Origin of the sequence: Peptococcus simiae (assembly GCF_046097595.1) — a bacterium.
Classification (GTDB): domain Bacteria; phylum Bacillota; class Peptococcia; order Peptococcales; family Peptococcaceae; genus Peptococcus; species Peptococcus simiae.
Window position 1 is genome coordinate 1 of record NZ_JBJUVG010000019.1, and the last position, 16,796, is coordinate 16,796.

The 16,796-nt window shown below is 54.2% G+C and carries 19 protein-coding genes; 15 read left to right on the forward strand and 4 right to left on the reverse strand.

Annotated elements, in window-relative coordinates; all coding sequences use genetic code 11:
* Positions 1–422: hypothetical protein (locus ACKQTC_RS08805; protein WP_408978070.1), on the reverse strand; the 422-nt coding region annotated here is incomplete at its 3' end.
* Positions 423–447: 25 nt separating this feature from the next.
* Here ACKQTC_RS08805 and ACKQTC_RS08810 point away from each other — a divergent pair.
* The 3 genes from ACKQTC_RS08810 (at position 448) to ACKQTC_RS08820 (ending at position 3,434) form a co-directional block, all read left to right on the forward strand.
* Positions 448–1,476: a type IV pilus twitching motility protein PilT gene (locus ACKQTC_RS08810; protein WP_408978071.1), complete on the forward strand. Its 1,029-nt coding sequence runs from the start codon at positions 448–450 to the stop codon at positions 1,474–1,476.
* Positions 1,477–1,485: 9 nt separating this feature from the next.
* Positions 1,486–2,142, forward strand: a complete 657-nt coding sequence (locus ACKQTC_RS08815; protein WP_408978072.1) for an HAD family hydrolase — start codon at positions 1,486–1,488, stop codon at positions 2,140–2,142.
* A 62-nt stretch (positions 2,143–2,204) separates the two neighbouring features.
* A complete protein-coding gene (locus tag ACKQTC_RS08820) occupies positions 2,205–3,434 on the forward strand; it encodes a cofactor-independent phosphoglycerate mutase (RefSeq protein ID WP_408978073.1) in 1,230 nt (409 codons plus the stop codon).
* A 39-nt stretch (positions 3,435–3,473) separates the two neighbouring features.
* On the opposite strand, the gene ACKQTC_RS08825 is transcribed toward ACKQTC_RS08820, so the two are convergent.
* From ACKQTC_RS08825 to ACKQTC_RS08835, 3 genes are read right to left on the reverse strand one after another with little or no spacing between them, the layout of a single operon-like run.
* Positions 3,474–4,106 carry a DsbA family oxidoreductase gene (locus ACKQTC_RS08825; protein ID WP_408978074.1) on the reverse strand — a complete coding sequence of 211 codons (633 nt, stop codon included), beginning with the start codon at positions 4,104–4,106 and terminating at the stop codon, positions 3,474–3,476.
* Positions 4,107–4,118: 12 nt separating this feature from the next.
* A complete protein-coding gene (rlmH, locus tag ACKQTC_RS08830) occupies positions 4,119–4,598 on the reverse strand; it encodes a 23S rRNA (pseudouridine(1915)-N(3))-methyltransferase RlmH (protein ID WP_408978075.1) in 480 nt (159 codons plus the stop codon).
* Positions 4,598–6,376, reverse strand: coding sequence for an Rqc2 family fibronectin-binding protein (locus ACKQTC_RS08835; protein ID WP_408978076.1), 1,779 nt, complete (start codon positions 6,374–6,376; stop codon positions 4,598–4,600). Before ACKQTC_RS08835 ends, rlmH begins: the two co-directional genes overlap by 1 nt.
* Positions 6,377–6,511: 135 nt before the next feature.
* Between ACKQTC_RS08835 and zapA the strand changes: the two genes are divergently transcribed.
* The 12 genes from zapA (at position 6,512) to ACKQTC_RS08895 (ending at position 16,758) form a co-directional block, all read left to right on the forward strand.
* Entirely contained in the window at positions 6,512–6,781 is a 270-nt protein-coding gene (gene zapA / locus ACKQTC_RS08840; RefSeq protein ID WP_408978077.1) for a cell division protein ZapA, read from the forward strand.
* Positions 6,781–8,031, forward strand: a complete 1,251-nt coding sequence (locus tag ACKQTC_RS08845) for a glutamate-cysteine ligase family protein (RefSeq protein ID WP_408978088.1) — start codon at positions 6,781–6,783, stop codon at positions 8,029–8,031. The genes zapA and ACKQTC_RS08845 overlap by 1 nt, the downstream gene beginning before the upstream one ends.
* A gap of 19 nt (positions 8,032–8,050) precedes the next feature.
* Positions 8,051–9,367 (forward strand): ribosome biogenesis GTPase Der, encoded by a 1,317-nt coding sequence (der, locus tag ACKQTC_RS08850; RefSeq protein WP_408978078.1) that lies wholly within the window; start codon positions 8,051–8,053, stop codon positions 9,365–9,367.
* A 1-nt stretch (position 9,368) separates the two neighbouring features.
* Positions 9,369–9,974, forward strand: coding sequence for a glycerol-3-phosphate 1-O-acyltransferase PlsY (gene plsY, locus ACKQTC_RS08855; RefSeq protein WP_408978079.1), 606 nt, complete (start codon positions 9,369–9,371; stop codon positions 9,972–9,974).
* 4 nt (positions 9,975–9,978) lie between these two features.
* Complete coding sequence (locus ACKQTC_RS08860; protein WP_408978080.1) at positions 9,979–10,989, forward strand: NAD(P)H-dependent glycerol-3-phosphate dehydrogenase; 1,011 nt, start codon at positions 9,979–9,981, stop codon at positions 10,987–10,989.
* A 193-nt stretch (positions 10,990–11,182) separates the two neighbouring features.
* The gene (locus ACKQTC_RS08865; protein ID WP_408978081.1) at positions 11,183–11,461 is read left to right on the forward strand and encodes a YkvA family protein; all 279 of its coding nucleotides are present in this window, start codon (positions 11,183–11,185) and stop codon (positions 11,459–11,461) included.
* A gap of 2 nt (positions 11,462–11,463) precedes the next feature.
* Positions 11,464–12,204, forward strand: coding sequence for a segregation and condensation protein A (locus tag ACKQTC_RS08870; RefSeq protein ID WP_408978082.1), 741 nt, complete (start codon positions 11,464–11,466; stop codon positions 12,202–12,204).
* Positions 12,194–12,760: an SMC-Scp complex subunit ScpB gene (gene scpB, locus ACKQTC_RS08875; RefSeq protein WP_408978083.1), complete on the forward strand. Its 567-nt coding sequence runs from the start codon at positions 12,194–12,196 to the stop codon at positions 12,758–12,760. The genes ACKQTC_RS08870 and scpB overlap by 11 nt, the downstream gene beginning before the upstream one ends.
* A gap of 3 nt (positions 12,761–12,763) precedes the next feature.
* The gene (glmS, locus tag ACKQTC_RS08880) at positions 12,764–14,590 is read left to right on the forward strand and encodes a glutamine--fructose-6-phosphate transaminase (isomerizing) (protein WP_408978084.1); all 1,827 of its coding nucleotides are present in this window, start codon (positions 12,764–12,766) and stop codon (positions 14,588–14,590) included.
* Positions 14,591–14,620: 30 nt separating this feature from the next.
* Positions 14,621–15,103 (forward strand): NfeD family protein, encoded by a 483-nt coding sequence (locus ACKQTC_RS08885; RefSeq protein ID WP_408978085.1) that lies wholly within the window; start codon positions 14,621–14,623, stop codon positions 15,101–15,103.
* Between the two features lie 18 nt (positions 15,104–15,121).
* Positions 15,122–16,096 (forward strand): flotillin-like protein FloA, encoded by a 975-nt coding sequence (floA, locus tag ACKQTC_RS08890; RefSeq protein WP_408978086.1) that lies wholly within the window; start codon positions 15,122–15,124, stop codon positions 16,094–16,096.
* Positions 16,096–16,758 (forward strand): hypothetical protein, encoded by a 663-nt coding sequence (locus tag ACKQTC_RS08895; protein ID WP_408978087.1) that lies wholly within the window; start codon positions 16,096–16,098, stop codon positions 16,756–16,758. The genes floA and ACKQTC_RS08895 overlap by 1 nt, the downstream gene beginning before the upstream one ends.
* The last annotated feature ends 38 nt before the right edge of the window (positions 16,759–16,796 follow it).

Here is a 16,796-nt window from a genome sequence, read left to right on the forward strand (position 1 = left end):
TCACCAAAGCCCTGGGGGTAGAGGTGCAAGATGGCCAGGCAGATGGCTGCCATGACCAGGCAGATGACCAGCCTGGATACCAATACAGGCCGGCCGAAGAGGAAAAAGTGAAGCAGGACTAGGCCGGTGTAGAGGAGCAAGTCGATTGATTCCACCGACCGGAAGGCCCAGTCATCCAGGGCCATTATGAAGAGCAAGGCCCCACAGGCCAGAGACCAAAAGAAAAGACTAGGGTTATCCAGCCGGATGGCCAAAGACACGGCCCACAAGGCCGGCAGGCAGGCAAGGCCGAGGGCCTGTCCCTTGCCAATGACCGGTTCGGCCAGCCGTTGGCGACTCAGGGTCCAATAGACTAAGCCCAGGCTGGCCAGCCAGGTCACTGCAAAGACCAGTAGCAATTGTATCAGTGCATCGTTCAACATGGAAATAAACCTCCGAGGAGTGCCTATGGAAAAGATTTTACAAGAAGCCCTAGCCCAGGGCTGGACAGACCTCCACCTCTCAGCAGACGGGATTTTTGCCAGAAAGGATGGGCGGTTGGACCGCTTGGCCGGTCAGATGCTGACAGAAGGGGTGGTGGAGGCTTTTTTCAAAGCCCAGCTGCCGGCCCAGTTCTCAGAACTTAAGGATTTTTCCCTAAGCTACGCCGGCCAGCGGATTCGGGTCCACCAATATGATACCTTCCGAGGGAAGGCCTGGGCCCTCCGGCTCTTGCCGGGAGAAGTGCCGGCCCTTCAAGACCTGAACCTACCGGCCTGCCTGCCCAGCCTCCTAGCACCGCAGGGGGGCCTGGTCCTGGTCACAGGGCCGACCGGGAGCGGGAAGTCCACGACCCTGGCGGCCCTTTTAGCAGCCCGGGCCAAGCAGGGTGGTCACCTGATGACCTTTGAACGGCCCGTTGAGTATATTATACCGTCTCACCGGGCTCTTGTGACCCAGGTAGAGCTAAGAGAAGACCAGGCCCTGGCTCCCCTTTTAGCAGGGGCCTTACGGGCAGACCCGGATGTCGTTATGATTGGCGAAATTCGCACCACAGAAGCAGCCAAGGGGGCCCTTTACCTGGCGGAAACAGGGCACCTGGTCCTATCAACCCTCCATAGCGCAGACGTGGTCCAAGCCTTGATGCGGCTGGTCCACCTGGTTCCCGCCAATGAGCGCCCCTTGTGGCAGGGGGTCCTGGCGGAAGTCCTCTGCGGGGTCATCAGCCAAAGGCTCCTGCCTCATGCAAGCGGTCGGGGCCTGGTGCCGGTGGCGGAAGTCCTGGTCCGGTCAGATGGCTTAGTCCGGCAAATCCGGGATGGGGCCTGGTCGCTGGTGGCCCAAAGTCTGGAAAACCAAGCGGCCGGCACGAGTCTGGAAGGGCACATGGCTAGCCAAATCCGCCGGGGTAACCTGGACCCGGTGATGGCCTATCAAATCACCGCCTATCCGGAACGGTTAACCATGTTACTGGAGCAAGAGAAGAGGACGAAATAAGGAGGCCTTATGCCCGGCGCTATTTTTGATTTGGATGGTACCCTTTTAGATTCAAATGGCCTGTGGGCCCAGGTGGACGATATCTTTTTAAGCCGGCATGGCTTAAAAAAAGATGCCGATTACATCCGGGCGGTAACCCAGATGGAATACCATGCCTCTGCGGCCTATGTGGCCTGGAAATATAAGCTTGACCTGACCCCGGATGAGGTCATCGGGGAGTGGGAAGCCCTTTCCCTTGAGGCCTACCAGACAAGTGTCCCCTTAAAAGAGGGGGCCAGAGAGGCAGTGACCCGGCTGGCCGCAGCCGGCTACCGTTTGGCCTTGGTGACCCTGTCGCCACCCCTGCTTTATGAAGCGGCCCTGGGCCGGCATGGCCTGCTGGATTATTTTTATTTGGCCATGACCGTACCCGGCGATTATGCAGAGGGGAAGGACCCGGCTCTTTTTGCCCATGTTTGTGACCAGCTGGCCCTTCAACCGGTGGACTGCCTCGGCTTTGAAGATGACCTCAAGGCCCTATCTTCAATGGCGGCCCTGGGCATCAGGGCCTATGCCGTAGCGGACCGGCGCAACCTGGCCTTAAGGGACCAGTACGCTTCCGCGGGCTTTATGCAGCGGGACTGGGCGGCCATTCTGGCAGATATAGATAATTATAAGCTTATTTAATGGAATATAGACAGGTGCACTCTCGATATGGACCTGGGTCTATGATAGCATAATCCTATCTTATGGAAAGTGGTGATGGCATGAAATACATCGTTCTTTTAGGGGATGGGATGGCTGATTTCCCGGTGCCGGCTTTAGAGGGGAAGACCCCCTTGGAAGTGGCCCAAATCCCGACCTTTGATCAATTGGCTAGAGAAGGGGATACCGGCTTGGTCCATACCATTCCCGAAGGCTACCCGCCCGGGTCTGACGTGGCCAACCTTTGCGTCATGGGCTACGACCCGGTTGCCTTTTACAGTGGACGGTCTCCCTTGGAAGCCGTCAGTATTGGCGTTCCCCTGGAAGATGGTGATATCACCTACCGGATGAACCTGGTCACCGTGTCTGATGATGAGGCCTTTGACCAAAAGACCATGATTGACCACTCGGCCGGCGAAATTACCACGGAAGAGGCGGACCAGCTGGTCCAGTCCTTAAATGAGACCCTGCCCCTGGCCGGTAACCAGATTTATACCGGCACCAGCTACCGCCACTGCCTGGTGGTCCATGGCGGAGCAACCGGGGCAGACCATACGCCGCCGCATGATATTTTAGAGCAGGCCATCGGTACCTACCTACCGAAAGGGACCCAGGCGGCCTATTTTACAGACTTGATGGAGGCTTCTGTAGCCATTCTCAAGGACCACCCGGTCAACCAAAAGCGGATTGCTGCAGGTAAGCGCCCGGCCAACATGGCCTGGTTCTGGGGAGAGGGGACCAAGCCTGCCCTGACGCCCTTTAAGGAATTATATGGAAAAACAGGCGGCGTGGTCAGTGCCGTCGACCTACTCAAGGGCCTAGGTTTGGCGGCGGGTCTGGAGGCACCGGAAGTCGAAGGGGCTACCGGTACCCTTGATACCAATTATGAAGGCAAGCTGGCCGCTGCCCTGGATATATTGAAAAACAATGACTTTGTCTACATGCACTTTGAGGGCCCGGATGAGGCCGGCCACCACGGGGATCCGGCAGAAAAAATAGAGGCCATTGAACGACTGGACAAGCGGGTCTTAAAGCCCCTCATGGCCAAGCTGGCGGAAAGTGGCGAGGACTACCACATCCTGCTCATGCCCGACCATGCGACCCCTATTGTTGAGCGGACTCACACCAGCAATCCCATTCCTTTTATCCTCTACCGGTCCAACCAGGCACCAACCCATCCGGCCCAAGGCTATAGTGAAAAGATGGCTGAAGACACCGGCTACCTCATCCGTCATGGCCACGAGCTCATGGCCATGCTTTTAGCAGGTGCTTAAATAAAAAAGGCGACGATTGACTAATCGTCGCCTTTTTTATTATTTGGCTTGAGAGAGGAGGGCCTTGAGCTTTTCGGTGTTGACCACCCCGCTGATATGGTCGCTGTCGTTGATAATAAAGTAGGGGATATAGTCCACGTCCAATTGCTGGGCCCGGTCATCATCTTCAAAAATTTGATCCACGTAGCGGCTGGGGTCATCTAAAACGGCAGAAGCTTCAGCCGGGTCGAGGGGGAGGGGGCTGATGATATCTAAGAGGACTTCTTTAGAGGAGATGTCCTTATTGTCAATGAAGTGGGCATGGAAGATTCGGTCGATGACGGCCTGGGTCTGGTCCGGTGTCGTCTCCTGGACCCAGAGGGTGAGCCGGTGGGCCATTTCAGTGGAGATGTCCTTCATGGTATCCATATGGTAGGCCAGGCCGATATCGGCTGCCAGCCGGGTAATAGAGGCAAAGGTATTTGCAGCGTGCTGCTTCTCTTCAGCTGTTTTTAGGTTCAGGCCCTCCAGATAGGTGCGCTCAGGATGGCTGATTTTCCCCGGGTCTAGGATGTAAACCCGGTGGATGAGCTGGGCATCTTCTAAGCCCAGCTCTTTCAGGGCGGCCTCCAGGTGCCGCTTGCCGATGTAGCAATAGGGACAGGCGTAGTCGCTAAAGATTTCTATTTTCATGGATAGGCTCCTTTACTTGTGGTAGGGCTCGCCGGCGTTAATCCGGCTGGCCCGGTAGACTTGTTCCAGTAAGATCACCCGCATCAGTTGATGGGGGAAGGTAAAATCAGAAAAGGATATCCGCTCATTGGCTTGGGTTAAAACCGCTGGTGACAGGCCATGGCTGCCGCCAATAATGAGGGTCAGGTGGGTATGGCCTCGGCTCTCCAACTGGGCCAGGTGCTGGGCAAAGCCCTCAGAATCGTAGCGGTTTCCTTTGACATCCAGGGCGATGACATAACTGTGGGGGGCTATTTTTTGCTCAATCCGCTGGCCTTCCAGCTGGCAGACCTTGGCAATGGCCTTGGCCCCCTGGTCTGCCGGGTCTTTTTCGTCGGCAACGGTGATGGTTTTTAATTTATGGTAACGGCTTAGGCGCTTTTCATACTCAAGGCAGGCCTCGCGCCAGTAGCGTTCCTTTAACTTGCCGACGGTGATCAGGTCAATATACATTACTCTTCCTCCTGACCTTCAGTCGGGGCCAGGAGGGGCGCCAGGACCTCTTCTTTAGGGGTCACATAAAGGGTCTCCTGGTCGGTATAGATGACCATACCGGGCTTGGCCCCCTTGGGCTTGTGGACGAACTTTTTAAGGGTGGCGTCTACAGGCACCTGGGCGCTGAACCGGGCCTTGGAGAACCAGGCGGCCAGTTCAGCGGCCTTGGTTTTGACTTCATCGGGGAAGCTGCCATCACCCTGGCGGCGAATGATGACATGGGCCCCGTGGATATCCTTGGTGTGGAGCCACAGGTCACCACCATTGGCGGTGCGGAGGGTTAGTTGGTCATTTTGCTTGTTGTTGCGGCCGATGAGGATGGTATAGTCCTGGTAGTGGACGGTCATAGGCGGGCTGGCCGGCTCTGCCTTTTGGCCTTTTTTCCGACTTTGTCTTTTTAGGTAGCCGGCATCTTCCAATTCGGACCGGATTTCTTTGATTTGGTCCAGGCCTTCGCTGAGTTCCAGGCTTTCCTGGATGCTGGTGAGGTAGGCCATTTCTTCCTTGGTTTGGGCCGCCTGGAGGGCGGCTTTTTCAGCCCCGTTTTTTGCCCGGTTATAGCGTTTGAAATACCGCTGAGCATTTTCATTGGGGGTTTTGCTCGGGTCCATGGGAATGGTGATTTCTTTTTGCTCCGGGTCATAGAAGTTCTTGACCACCGCTTCAGGCCCTTGTTTAAGTTGGTAGAGCTGGGCGGTTAGGAGCTCGCCATAGAGCCGGTCTTGTTCGGCATTTTGGGCTTCGTCTAGCTTTTCAAGCTGGAGGACGAGCTTTTTCTCGCACCGGTCCAACTCCTTATGGACGGTGCGGAGGAGGTTGCCCTGCTTCTGTAAGAACTTTTCATGGCGGACCTTGTGGGTGTAGTAGAGGTCCACGGCCTTGGACATGCTGTCGTAGTGTTTTTCCGCAAAGCCTCCGGTCGCAATTAGGGAAAAGGGGGCGAAGGCAACCGGTTCCTTATCCTTCCAGAGGATGGTCGGCTGCCAGCTGCCTGCCCGGGACATCTGGGCCAGGGCCTGGACGGCTTGTTCCAGGCGGACGTAGTCGACTTCACCCAGGTAGTCGGCGCTGCTGTCCGGGTCAATGCCCGCCTTTAAGAGCAGGTCTTCGGCTGTTTGGGGGCCAATGCCGGCCAAGGCGCGAATTAACTTGTTGCGCATGTTTTTTGAAGAGTCATCGGCCAGGATCAGGGCGCTTAAGTCCCCGTCGGCCAGGCCGTCGATGGTCCTCTTATCCTGGGCCGGTGGTGGTACATAGGGGAGGCCGGGCTGGATTTGCCGGTACTTGTTGGTGCCGCTGCCCACCCGGCGCAGGGCATCCAGAATGGTGCCGGCCTGGTCGATGAGAATAATATTACTGGACCGGCCCATGAGTTCGGCGATAAGGGTCAGGTTGACCCGGTCTCCAATGTCATTGCGGCCGGTGAAGTCAAAGTGGACCATCCGTTCATAGCCCTCCTGGCGGACTTCAGTCAGTTGGGCTCCGGCCAAGTGCTTCCGCAGGACCATGCAGAAGAGGGTGGCCTCCTGTAGGCTGGGGGCTGTGTGCGGTGTTATGGCCAGTCTGGCGTTTTGTGGATTAATCGAAAAGAAGACCCGCCGGGTTTTACCGGCGGCGCGAATATGTATCACCAGGTCCTTCTCGCCGGGCTGGGTAATCTTATCTACCCGTCCGCCGGCCAGGGTCTGGTTCATTTCTTGGCTGAGGGCGCGGAGCGCCATACCATCTAAGGACACAAAATCCCTCCTTTAGTCGGCTGCTATTATACCATACATACCCGCAACCGCCTACGAATATGAAAAAGATGACGCTCCATCTAAGCTGTGGTATACTTAAGGTATGTGCAGCCTGCTCTTGAAAGGATGATCCGCATGCAAGAGACTACCCAAGTGATTTACGGAAAAACCATACATTTAAAATCCAACCTGCCTGATGATAAGGTGGCTGCTGTGATCAAACGGCTGAATACAGAGATGGATTTGATTGGCAGTCATGGACGGCTAAGCTATGATGATGCCCTGCTTTTGGCTGCCTTAAATATTACCGAATGCCTACTCGATTCCGAGTTGGAGAACCGCCAATTGGCTGATATTCTTGATGACGATGCTTTTTCAGATACCAGTAAAGAAACGGAGACGTGATGATATCCATGCAAGCAATTATCAATAACCTCAAATCATTTGAACGCCCCCATGAAGAATTTACCCTCGGTGTATCCTTTGGCCACCTCCTGGTCAATAGCAGTGACCTCAGCGCGGTGAACTACTCTGATGCCAACGGGAGTAAGAGTTTTATCGAGCACCTGGTCCATCTGGGCTGGCAACCGATCAGCGAAGGGGACGTCCTGATTGGGGCCCGCAAGGACGCTGAAAATGTCGTCCTGGGCCTGGGCGGCCAAGTGAATTGGCGGTTTTCCGGTTTCAGCCAAATCCAGGACCTGGAGCGGGCCTACCTGGCCTTTATCGAAGGACTCTTTGATGAATTGAAACGGCGGGGGCAAATCCTCCTGGCCACAGGCCACCAGCCGACCAGCCCCCTGGAAGCCATTGAAACGGTTCCCCTGCCGGAATATGAGGCCTTGGAAAACTGGGCCAAGGGCCAGGGTGACCTCCTGGATACCTTAAAGCTGTCAGCGGAAACGAGAGTCAGCTTCCAATACGCCCATGTGGATAACTTCCAAAAACGGATCCAGTCAGCTGCCTTAATCCAGCCGGCCCTGGCAGCCTTCTTTGATAACGCTTCTTGGGTCAATGGGGAAAAGAACACTGCTAACCTGATTAACCTGCGCCGGCTGATCACTGCCGATAGCAATTACTTTGCCATTCCCGGCGTCTTAAATGCCCCCTTTAAATATGAAGACTACGCCGGTTTCGTTTGGGAGGCACCGGCCATCTGTGCAGCAGATCATGGCAGCGTCCAACCGACAGGGAACAAGACCGTCGGGGAAGTCTTTGCTGACCGGGACCTCACTGAAGAAGACCTGCGCCGGGTTTACCGGATGATCCGTCCGGCCCTAGGCGTCAGCCGCACCGGGGTTACCCTGGGCAATATCGACAGCGTGCCCTACCCCTTGAACATGGCCTATGTTCTCTTGCTCAAGAGCCTCCTGTATAACCCGGACCACATTACGGCCCTGGAAAAAATGATTGAACAATACAAGGTGGACAAGATTGAAACCATGCAGCGAGAAATCTTTGAAAAAGGCCTGCAAGCCCCCCTGGGCGACGGGAATGTCTTCGACTTTATTAAAGACCTGTACTTCATGGTTTCCCTGACCGTGGAACCGGTCGAGCAACACTATCTCCAACCCCTGAATAGCCTCTTATTTAAAGATATCAAGACCAAGGATGTTGGAGCGCGTCAATTTGCCGCTATGTTAGGAAAAAAATAAGCGGTATTCAGGAGGTTACATGAAACCGATTATTGCAGTTGTGGGCCGGCCAAATGTCGGCAAGTCCACTTTATTTAATCGCTTGACACATACCCGCAAGGCCATCATAGAAGATATGCCCGGTGTGACGCGCGACCGTCTGTACGAAGACGGTGAGTGGAATGGACATGCCTTCACCCTGATTGATACCGGGGGCATTGATACGGTCGACAAGGACCATATCCTGAAAAATGTACGCCTACAGGCGGAGATTGCCATCGAAGAGGCAGACCTCATTTTATTTATGGTTGATGCTTCTGTCGGTGTAACCCAGGAAGATGAGGCGGTGGCCCAAATCCTGCGTAAAAGCGATAAGGAAGTTATTTTAGTTGCCAATAAAGTCAAAAGCTTTGAAGACCTGGTCCCGGTTTATGAATTTTACAGCCTGGGCTTTGAACACCTGGTGCCCATTACAGCTGTTGATGGCCGGAACACCGGGGACCTCCTTGACCTGATGCTGGACCTCTTGCCGGCAGAAGCCCTGGTCGGCGAAAAGGAGGAGGCCCTATCCATTGCAGTGGTGGGCCGGCCCAACGTAGGCAAGTCCTCCCTGTGCAACCGCCTGCTCGGCGAAGAGCGGTCCATTGTCAGCAATGTCCCCGGAACGACCCGGGACGCCATCGATACCCCCTTCCGCTATGACGGTGAGGATTACATCCTGGTCGATACTGCCGGGATGCGGCGGCGGAAGAAGATTGAGCTGGCCACTGAGCGCTATAGCGTGGTCCGGTCTCTCCATGCCGTCGACCGGTCAGACGTGGTGCTCATGGTTATTGACGGCTCTCAAGGGCTAACTGACCAGGACAAGCGGATTGTCGGCTATGCCCATGAGCAGGGCAAGGGGATTATCTTGGTGGTCAATAAGTGGGACCTGGTTGAAAAGGACCACAAGACCCAAAAGGAAATGGAAGACCGGTTTAAGGCCGAGCTTTTATTCCTATCCTATGCGCCCATGCTCTTTGTTTCTGCCGTCACCGGCCAGCGGGTCAGTAAAATCATGGAGACCGTCCGGGCTGTAGCGGAAAACCGGCTCATGCGGGTACCGACAGGGGTCTTAAATGATATCCTCCGGGAAGCAGTGCTGAAAAACCCGCCGCCGACCGATAAGGGCAAGCGGCTTAAAATCTACTACGGCACCCAAATTGGGGTTGCCCCGCCGACCTTTGCCCTCTTTGTCAATGACAAGGAGATTATGCACTTCTCCTACCTGCGCTACATTGAAAACCGGATTCGTGACTACTTTGTCTTTGAGGGGACAACCCTTCGCCTCCAGTTGAGAAACAGAAAAGAGGACTGAGATGGGAAGCGGAATTTTACGGATTGGGGTTATCATCCTGGCTGCCTACCTGCTCGGCGCCATCCCCTTTGCCCAACTGGTTAGCCGGGCCCGCGGGGTGGATATTTTTTCCGTAGGCAGTGGCAATGCCGGCTTTACCAACGTTTTAAGGGTCTTAGGCGGCCGGACCGCATCCATTGTCCTCGTTGGTGATATTTTAAAGGGGACCCTGGCTGCCGGCATTGGGGACTGGCTGGGCAATGAATGGGGCATGCTCCTGGCGTCTGCAGTGGCGGTCCTTGCCCATACCCTGAGCATCTTTGTGCACTTTCGTGGGGGCAAGGGGGTGGCTACAGGGGCTGGCGTCTTACTCTATGTATCGCCCCTGTCTTTCCTGGTCTGCGGGAGCACCCTGGCCCTCCTGGCCTATACCACCGGGTATATGTCCCTGGGGAGCCTGGCTGCGGCCGTCCTATGCCCTATTATGCTGGTTTTGACTGACCAGCACCCGGTGGTGATTGCTGTCTTTACCTGCTGTGCCCTATTTGTGATTTGGAAGCATCGGAGTAATATCCGTCGCTTAAGGGCCGGCACAGAAAATAAGATTCGACCAGCTAAAAAGAGGTGAGCCTATGTCTAATATTGCTATTTTTGGTGCCGGGAGCTGGGGAACTGCCCTGGCCCAAAGCTTTGCCAGCTATGGCCACCAGGTCAGCTTATGGGCTAGAAATATTGACCAAGTGGCGAAAATGAATGACAACCGAGTGAATGCCCACTACCTGCCCGGCATCAGACTGCATGACAATATCCGCTTTACGGCAGATGTCAATGATACGGTCGGGGTGGATTACTCGATTATTGCTGTCCCCACCCAAGCCCAACGCCAGTTCCTAGCCGACCACCGGGACCGGTTTTCCGGTCAGGAGCCTCTGATTAATGTGGCCAAGGGCCTGGAGGCTTCCAGCGGTAAGCGGTTATCGGATATTTATAATGAAGTTTTAGGGGACGTGGACCAGCGGTATGTGGTCCTCTATGGGCCCAGCCATGCAGAAGAAGTGGGCCGCAATATGCCTACCGTTCTTGTGGCGGCCGCCCATGATGAGGCCCTGGCAGCCAAAGTCCAGCAGGACTTGATGAACGAAAACCTCCGTCTCTATACCACTGATGATGTTACCGGGGTTGAACTGGGCGGGGCCCTTAAAAATATCATAGCCCTGGCCATCGGCATGACCGTGGGCCTGGGCTATGGCGACAATGCCCGGGCCGCCCTGATGACCCGGGGCTTGGCTGAAATCACCCGGCTGGGGGTAAAAAGCGGGGCTAATCCCTTGACCTTCCTCGGCTTAACCGGTGTCGGTGACTTGATTGTGACCTGCACCAGCGGGCATAGTCGGAACCGGACAGCCGGCGTTCAGCTGGGGCAAGGTCGGACCCTTGATGATGTCCTTGCCCACATGGGCATGGTCGTTGAAGGGGTACCGACGACCCGGGCCGCTTATGAGCGGGCCAAGGAATTGGGGATTTCCATGCCGATTGTATCCCATATGTATGAGGTCCTCTTCAACGCGGCAGACGTCAACCAAGCCGCCCTGGCCCTGATGACCCGGAGTGGGAAAAGTGAACAGGAAGACTACTTAAATTAATATCAACCCGAGCATTTGCCCTGCTTGGGTTTTTGTCTTTAAGAAAAAACAGGACTCCTTATAGGATAGATGAATAAAAGATTAAATTTTCGTAAATCTTATGGGCTAGGGGCTTAATTTTAAGTAGTAAAAATTGTAAACCCAGCCCATTTATGCTATATTGAAGGCACGATTTAAGAAATGAGGAGATATGATGGCACTGATTGATAACCTGAAACGGTTTAGACATCTTCCGAATAATATATTAGCCTCTTTTCGGATGATTACTGACGCCCGAGTGTCTAATCTTCAGAAAGCAATCTTTCTAGGTTTAGCCGGCGGCTACCTGCTGTGGCCGACAGACTTTATCATTGATTTGCCAGTGGTTGGACAGTTGGACGATATGGCTGTATTCCTGCTTCTTTATGGCTGGTTTATGTCACGAATCCCTGAAGAGATTCGCAAGGAGCATGGCTGGAAAGAATCTGACTAAGGATGGAAGCTTACCCTGAACTGGCCTTTAAATGGCATGACTTTGAAGGTCCCATGGACCTACTCATGCATTTATTGGAAAAAGATAAAATTGATATTTCAGATATACCCATAGCCACCTTGACGGACCAGTACCTGGCCTACCTGCAAGAGGCCGAGAGCATGAACCTGGAGATTGCCTCGGATTTCTTGCTGATGGCGGCCAACCTGGTCCGGATTAAAGTGCGGATGCTCATGCCCCGTCCCCGGAAGGACGAGGCGGAGGACCCCCGCCAAGACCTGGTGGCACAAATTTTAGAATACCGCTTTATTCGAGATGCCGCCGATTTTTTAAACAGGCGGTATAGTGAAGAAGCCCACCACCTACCGCGACCGGTGGATACGGAAGACCTGGCCAAGCAGTACCAGGCAGACCTACCCCTGGACCAGATTTCCCTGGAGGCCCTCTTGGCAGCCTACCAATCCGCTGTCCAAGCCCATGAAGAGCGGGTTCCCCAGGTGCAGATGCGGCGGTCGGAAGTATCCATAGAAGTGTACACCAACAAGCTCTTAAACCTGGTCCAGACCAACAAGGGGTTGACCTTTAGCCAGATCTGCCGGCGCCTGACCAGTAAAATGGATATTATTGGCTATTTTTTAGCCTTGCTGGAGTGCCTGCGGCACAATATGGTCCAGGTCATCCAGACCGAGCGGTTTGGTGAAATTTGGTTACATAACGGGCTGGAAGGACATTATGAGCATTAATCAAGCTATGCAACGTATCGTTGAGGGGCTTTTATTTATTTCCGATGTGCCCCTTACCGTAGAAGAGCTGGCCAAGACTCTTGGCCTGGCTGACTTTGAAGTGGAAAGCATTTTAAATGAATTAAAAGAAACCTATGCCGCCGGTAACCATGGCTTTTATCTACGGACCATTGCCGGAGGCTACCAATTTTTTGTCGGGTCGGAGATTGCGGATTATCTACCGTCTTTCTTTTCATTAAAACGACCCCAGCTCTCACAAGCAGCTTTGGAAACCGCGGCCATTGCGGCCTACCATGAACCGGTGACCCGGGCAGACATAGAAGGAATTCGCGGCGTCAACTCAGACGGGCCCCTTCGCTCGCTTTTAGACCGTGGCCTCTTAGAAGAACGCGGTCGAAAAGAAACGCCGGGTCGGCCCATCTTGTATGGGACCACGCCTCTTTTTTTACAGACTTTCGGTCTGAATAGCCTGGAGGACTTGCCCCCGGCGCCGGAAGCGTCTAGTCAGGAGACGGTGCCTGACCCAGCTGCTCAAGAGACCTTACGGGAGGAATAATATATGTGTGGAATCGTAGGATATATTGGTCAGAAAAGCGCTCAGGATATTGTGCTGGAAGGCCTACATAGCTTAGAATACCGGGGTTATGACTCAGCCGGCATGGCCGGCATTATGGATGGACAGATGCATGTAGTCAAAGAAGCCGGCAAGTTAACAGCCCTTGAAGAGGCCCTGAAAAAGCACCCCCTGGATACCAATATGGCCATCGGCCATACCCGCTGGGCGACCCATGGCCGTCCGGAGCGGGCCAATGCCCACCCCCACCAGAGTGCTGATGGAAAAATCGCCCTGGTCCATAATGGGATCATTGAAAACTATGAAGAATTGCGCGACCGCTACCTGCAAGGGGAAACCTTTACCAGTAATACCGATAGCGAAATTGTCGCCCATGTAATTGCTCACTTTTACCAAGGGGACCTCTTGGAAGCGGTCCGTCGGACCTTAAAAGAGGTCCGGGGATCCTATGCCCTGGCGATTATTTCTGCCGATGAGCCGGATACCATGGTCATCTGCCGGATGAACAGTCCCCTGGTTCTAGGGGTTGGCGATAAGGAAATGCTGGTGGCTTCCGGGGTACCGGCTTTGCTCAAGTATACCCGCGAGTGTATTTACCTGGAAAACGGGGACCTGGCCAAGCTGACCACCAGCGGCTATGACATCGTTGATTTAGATGGCAACCCCTGCCAGCGGGAAATGGTTCATATTGACTGGGAGGACCAGTCTGCCGAAAAAGAGGGTTATGACCACTACATGATGAAGGAAATCCATGAGCAGCCGGAAACCTTCCGTCGGGTCATGACCGGGCGTCTGCATGAAGATGCCGTTACCTTCAAGGAATTCACCCTTACCGATGAGCAAATTCAGAACTGGCAGCATATCGATATTGTTGCCTGTGGTACCGCTTACCACAGTGGTCTGGTCGGTAAATCCATCCTGGAAGAGACCCTCCAACTGCCGGTCAATGTAGAAGTGGCCTCAGAATTCCGTTACAGAAACCCCCGGCTGGATGCCCACAGCCTGGTCATTTTAATCAGCCAGTCCGGTGAAACCGCTGATACCCTGGAAGCCTTACGGGAAGCGAAGCAGCGTGGGGCAACCACCATCGCCATTACCAATGTTGTTGGGAGCGCCATCAGCCGGGAGGCTGACCAGGTCCTCTATTTATGGGCCGGTCCGGAAATTTCCGTGGCCTCCACCAAGGCCTATACCGCCATGCTGATCGCCCTTTATCTCTTGGCCTTTTACCTTGGTGACCGGGCCGGTCGCTTTAATCTGGCTGACCACAAGGACCTCCTCGAAGCCCTGGCTAAGCTGCCAGACCAGGCCGAAAGCCTGCTGACAGAGGCCAAGAAGGAAGAAATCCGCCAGCACAGCCAAGCCTTAATCGATGCTGACCACCTGTTTTACATCGGCCGGGGCAGTGACTGGGCAGTGGCTCAGGAAGGGGCCTTGAAGATTAAGGAAATCTCCTATATTCATGCGGAAGCCTATGCAGCCGGTGAATTAAAACACGGTACCCTGGCCCTGGTCACCGATGGGACTCCCTTTGTGGCCATTGCCCTTCAGGAAAAAACCTTTGAAAAAACCTTGTCCAATGTCAATGAAGTCGTCGCCAGGAAGGGGCGGGTCCTCTGCCTTCTGAAAGAAGGTCACGATAAAATTTCCGATGACCTGGACAAGCGCATCTTTATCCCGGATTGCCTGGACATGGTCGCCCCAATATTAGCGGCCATCCCCCTACAATTGCTGGCCTACTATACCGCAGAAGCCCGGGGCTGTGATATTGACCAACCCCGTAACCTGGCTAAAAGTGTTACTGTTGAATAAACCGGCCTAGGCGTCGAGTGGGAGGTGCCTATGGATTTTCTACCCATTGCTTTCTTTGTGCTGGGGATTATCCTGATTTTAGTAGAAGTCTTCGTGCCCGGTTTTGGCGTTTTTGGCCTGGCCGGTGCAGCCTGTATCTTGTTGGCTGTTTACCTGACAGAAGGGAACCTCAAGGCAGCCTTGCCTAAGATGGCTATAACCGTTGTGGTCATGGCGGTCTTGTCTCCTCTAGTCGTGCAACTAATGAAAAGAAGTCGTCGGATGGCTAAGTTTAACTTGCAAGAATCACTGACTACAGAAGAAGGTTTTGTTTCCACCGGGAAAAGATTATCCGCCTATATCGGCCACCAGGGCCGGGCTTTAACCGACCTGCGGCCGGCAGGCACCATGGTCACCGCCGAGGACGAACGCCTTGATGTTACCACCCGCGGCGATTTTATCGCTAAAGGGAGCTTGGTCGAGGTGGTAGCCGCAGAGGGGACCTGGCTCATTGTGAAAAATGCTGAAGAGTGACATTAAAGGAGGCACTTGATGGCTATTGTCTTATTTCTAGCATTTCTCGTACTCGTTGCCTTTGCTCTCTTTGTTTACTTTATCCCTATAGGTCTTTGGATTTCGGCCATGGCGGCCAATGTCAAAGTCAGCTTGGCCAACCTGGTCGGGATGCGGCTCCGCCGGGTCCGGCCCCAGACCATTGTCCTTCCCCTCATTAAAGCCACCAAGGCAGGGCTTCGGATTGACATCAGCAAGTTGGAAGCCCACTATTTAGCCGGTGGTGATGTTGACCGGGTTGTCGATGCCCTTATTGCTGCAGAACGGGCCGGCATGGACTTGGACTTTTCCCGGGCCGCAGCCATTGACCTAGCCGGTCGTGATGTCCGCGAAGCCGTCATCATTTCCGTTACCCCGAAAGTCATCACCACAGAACCCATTGCGGCCATGGCCAAAAACGGTATTCAAGTGGTCGTCACCGCCCGGGTGACTGTCCGTGCCAATATTGACCGCCTGGTCGGTGGGGCCGGGGAAGAAACCATCATTGCCCGGGTTGGTGAAGGGATCGTTTCAACGGTTGGTAGTTCCAGCAACCACAACCAGGTTTTAGAAAACCCGGATAATATTTCTAAAACCGTATTGGCCAAGGGCCTGGATGCCGGTACCGCCTTTGAAATTTTATCTATTGATATTGCAGACGTAGACGTGGGCCGTAACATTGGGGCAGAATTACAAATGGACCAGGCGGAAGCTGACAAGAACATCGCCCAGGCCAAGGCTGAAGAGCGGCGGGCAATGGCTGTCGCCTCTGAACAAGAGATGAAGGCTAAGGTTCAGGAAATGCATGCCAAGGTCGTTGAAGCAGAAGCGGAGGTTCCCTTGGCCATGGCCGAAGCCTTCCGTCAGGGCAACCTCGGGGTTATGGACTATTATAATATGATGAATGTCCAGGCCGATACCGGCATGCGGCGGCAGATTAGCCAGGCCACAGACCCCAACCGGACTGATCGCTGATGGATAGCCTCTTGTACCTCTGGTATGAGGTGGTCTTGCCGCTTTTCTATATTGTCCTTGCCCTGGCCCCAATCTTTGTTTTTTACCTCTTTATGCGCGTGTTCCTGAAAATAGTCGGCGGACTTCAAGGCAAAAGAAAACCAGGTCGGCCTAAGGAGAATATGTCCGGTTTCCTGCCGGATACCCAGGCCAAGGGGCGGAAGCAGGCTGCGAGACAGCAGAAAAGGAGGCAGGCAGCCAGGCAGCAGGGGAAAAGAACTCCTAGCTCCGGTCGCCAAGCCGGTCGTCATGGGAGCAAACCGCAGCCTTCTGACTTTGCTGCCCTTTCGAAAAAGTGGGAGAAGAAGGCTACAAGTCTAAACCCCTTCAATCCACCTAAAAAGGATCCAGTTAAAAAGCCGCCTGCACCACGCCAACAGGTCTCAGGCAGTCCCAAGAAGGCTAAAAAAGAGCCAATTCAAGCTAAAAAGGCCAGCATCAGCCCTCATAAGACCCGGCTGCAAAGCCGGTATGCAGATCGATCAATCAATATCCAGGTTGAGAACCTCGATACCCAAAACCACCGGGGTCGCCAAGGAGAGAAAAGGTTGGACTTGCACAATGTAAAAGAAGGGGTCCTTTGGCAGGCTATCCTAGAGCCACCCAAGGCCCATCAAAAATAAAAACCGCTGCAGATACACCTGTAGCGGTTTTTATTTTT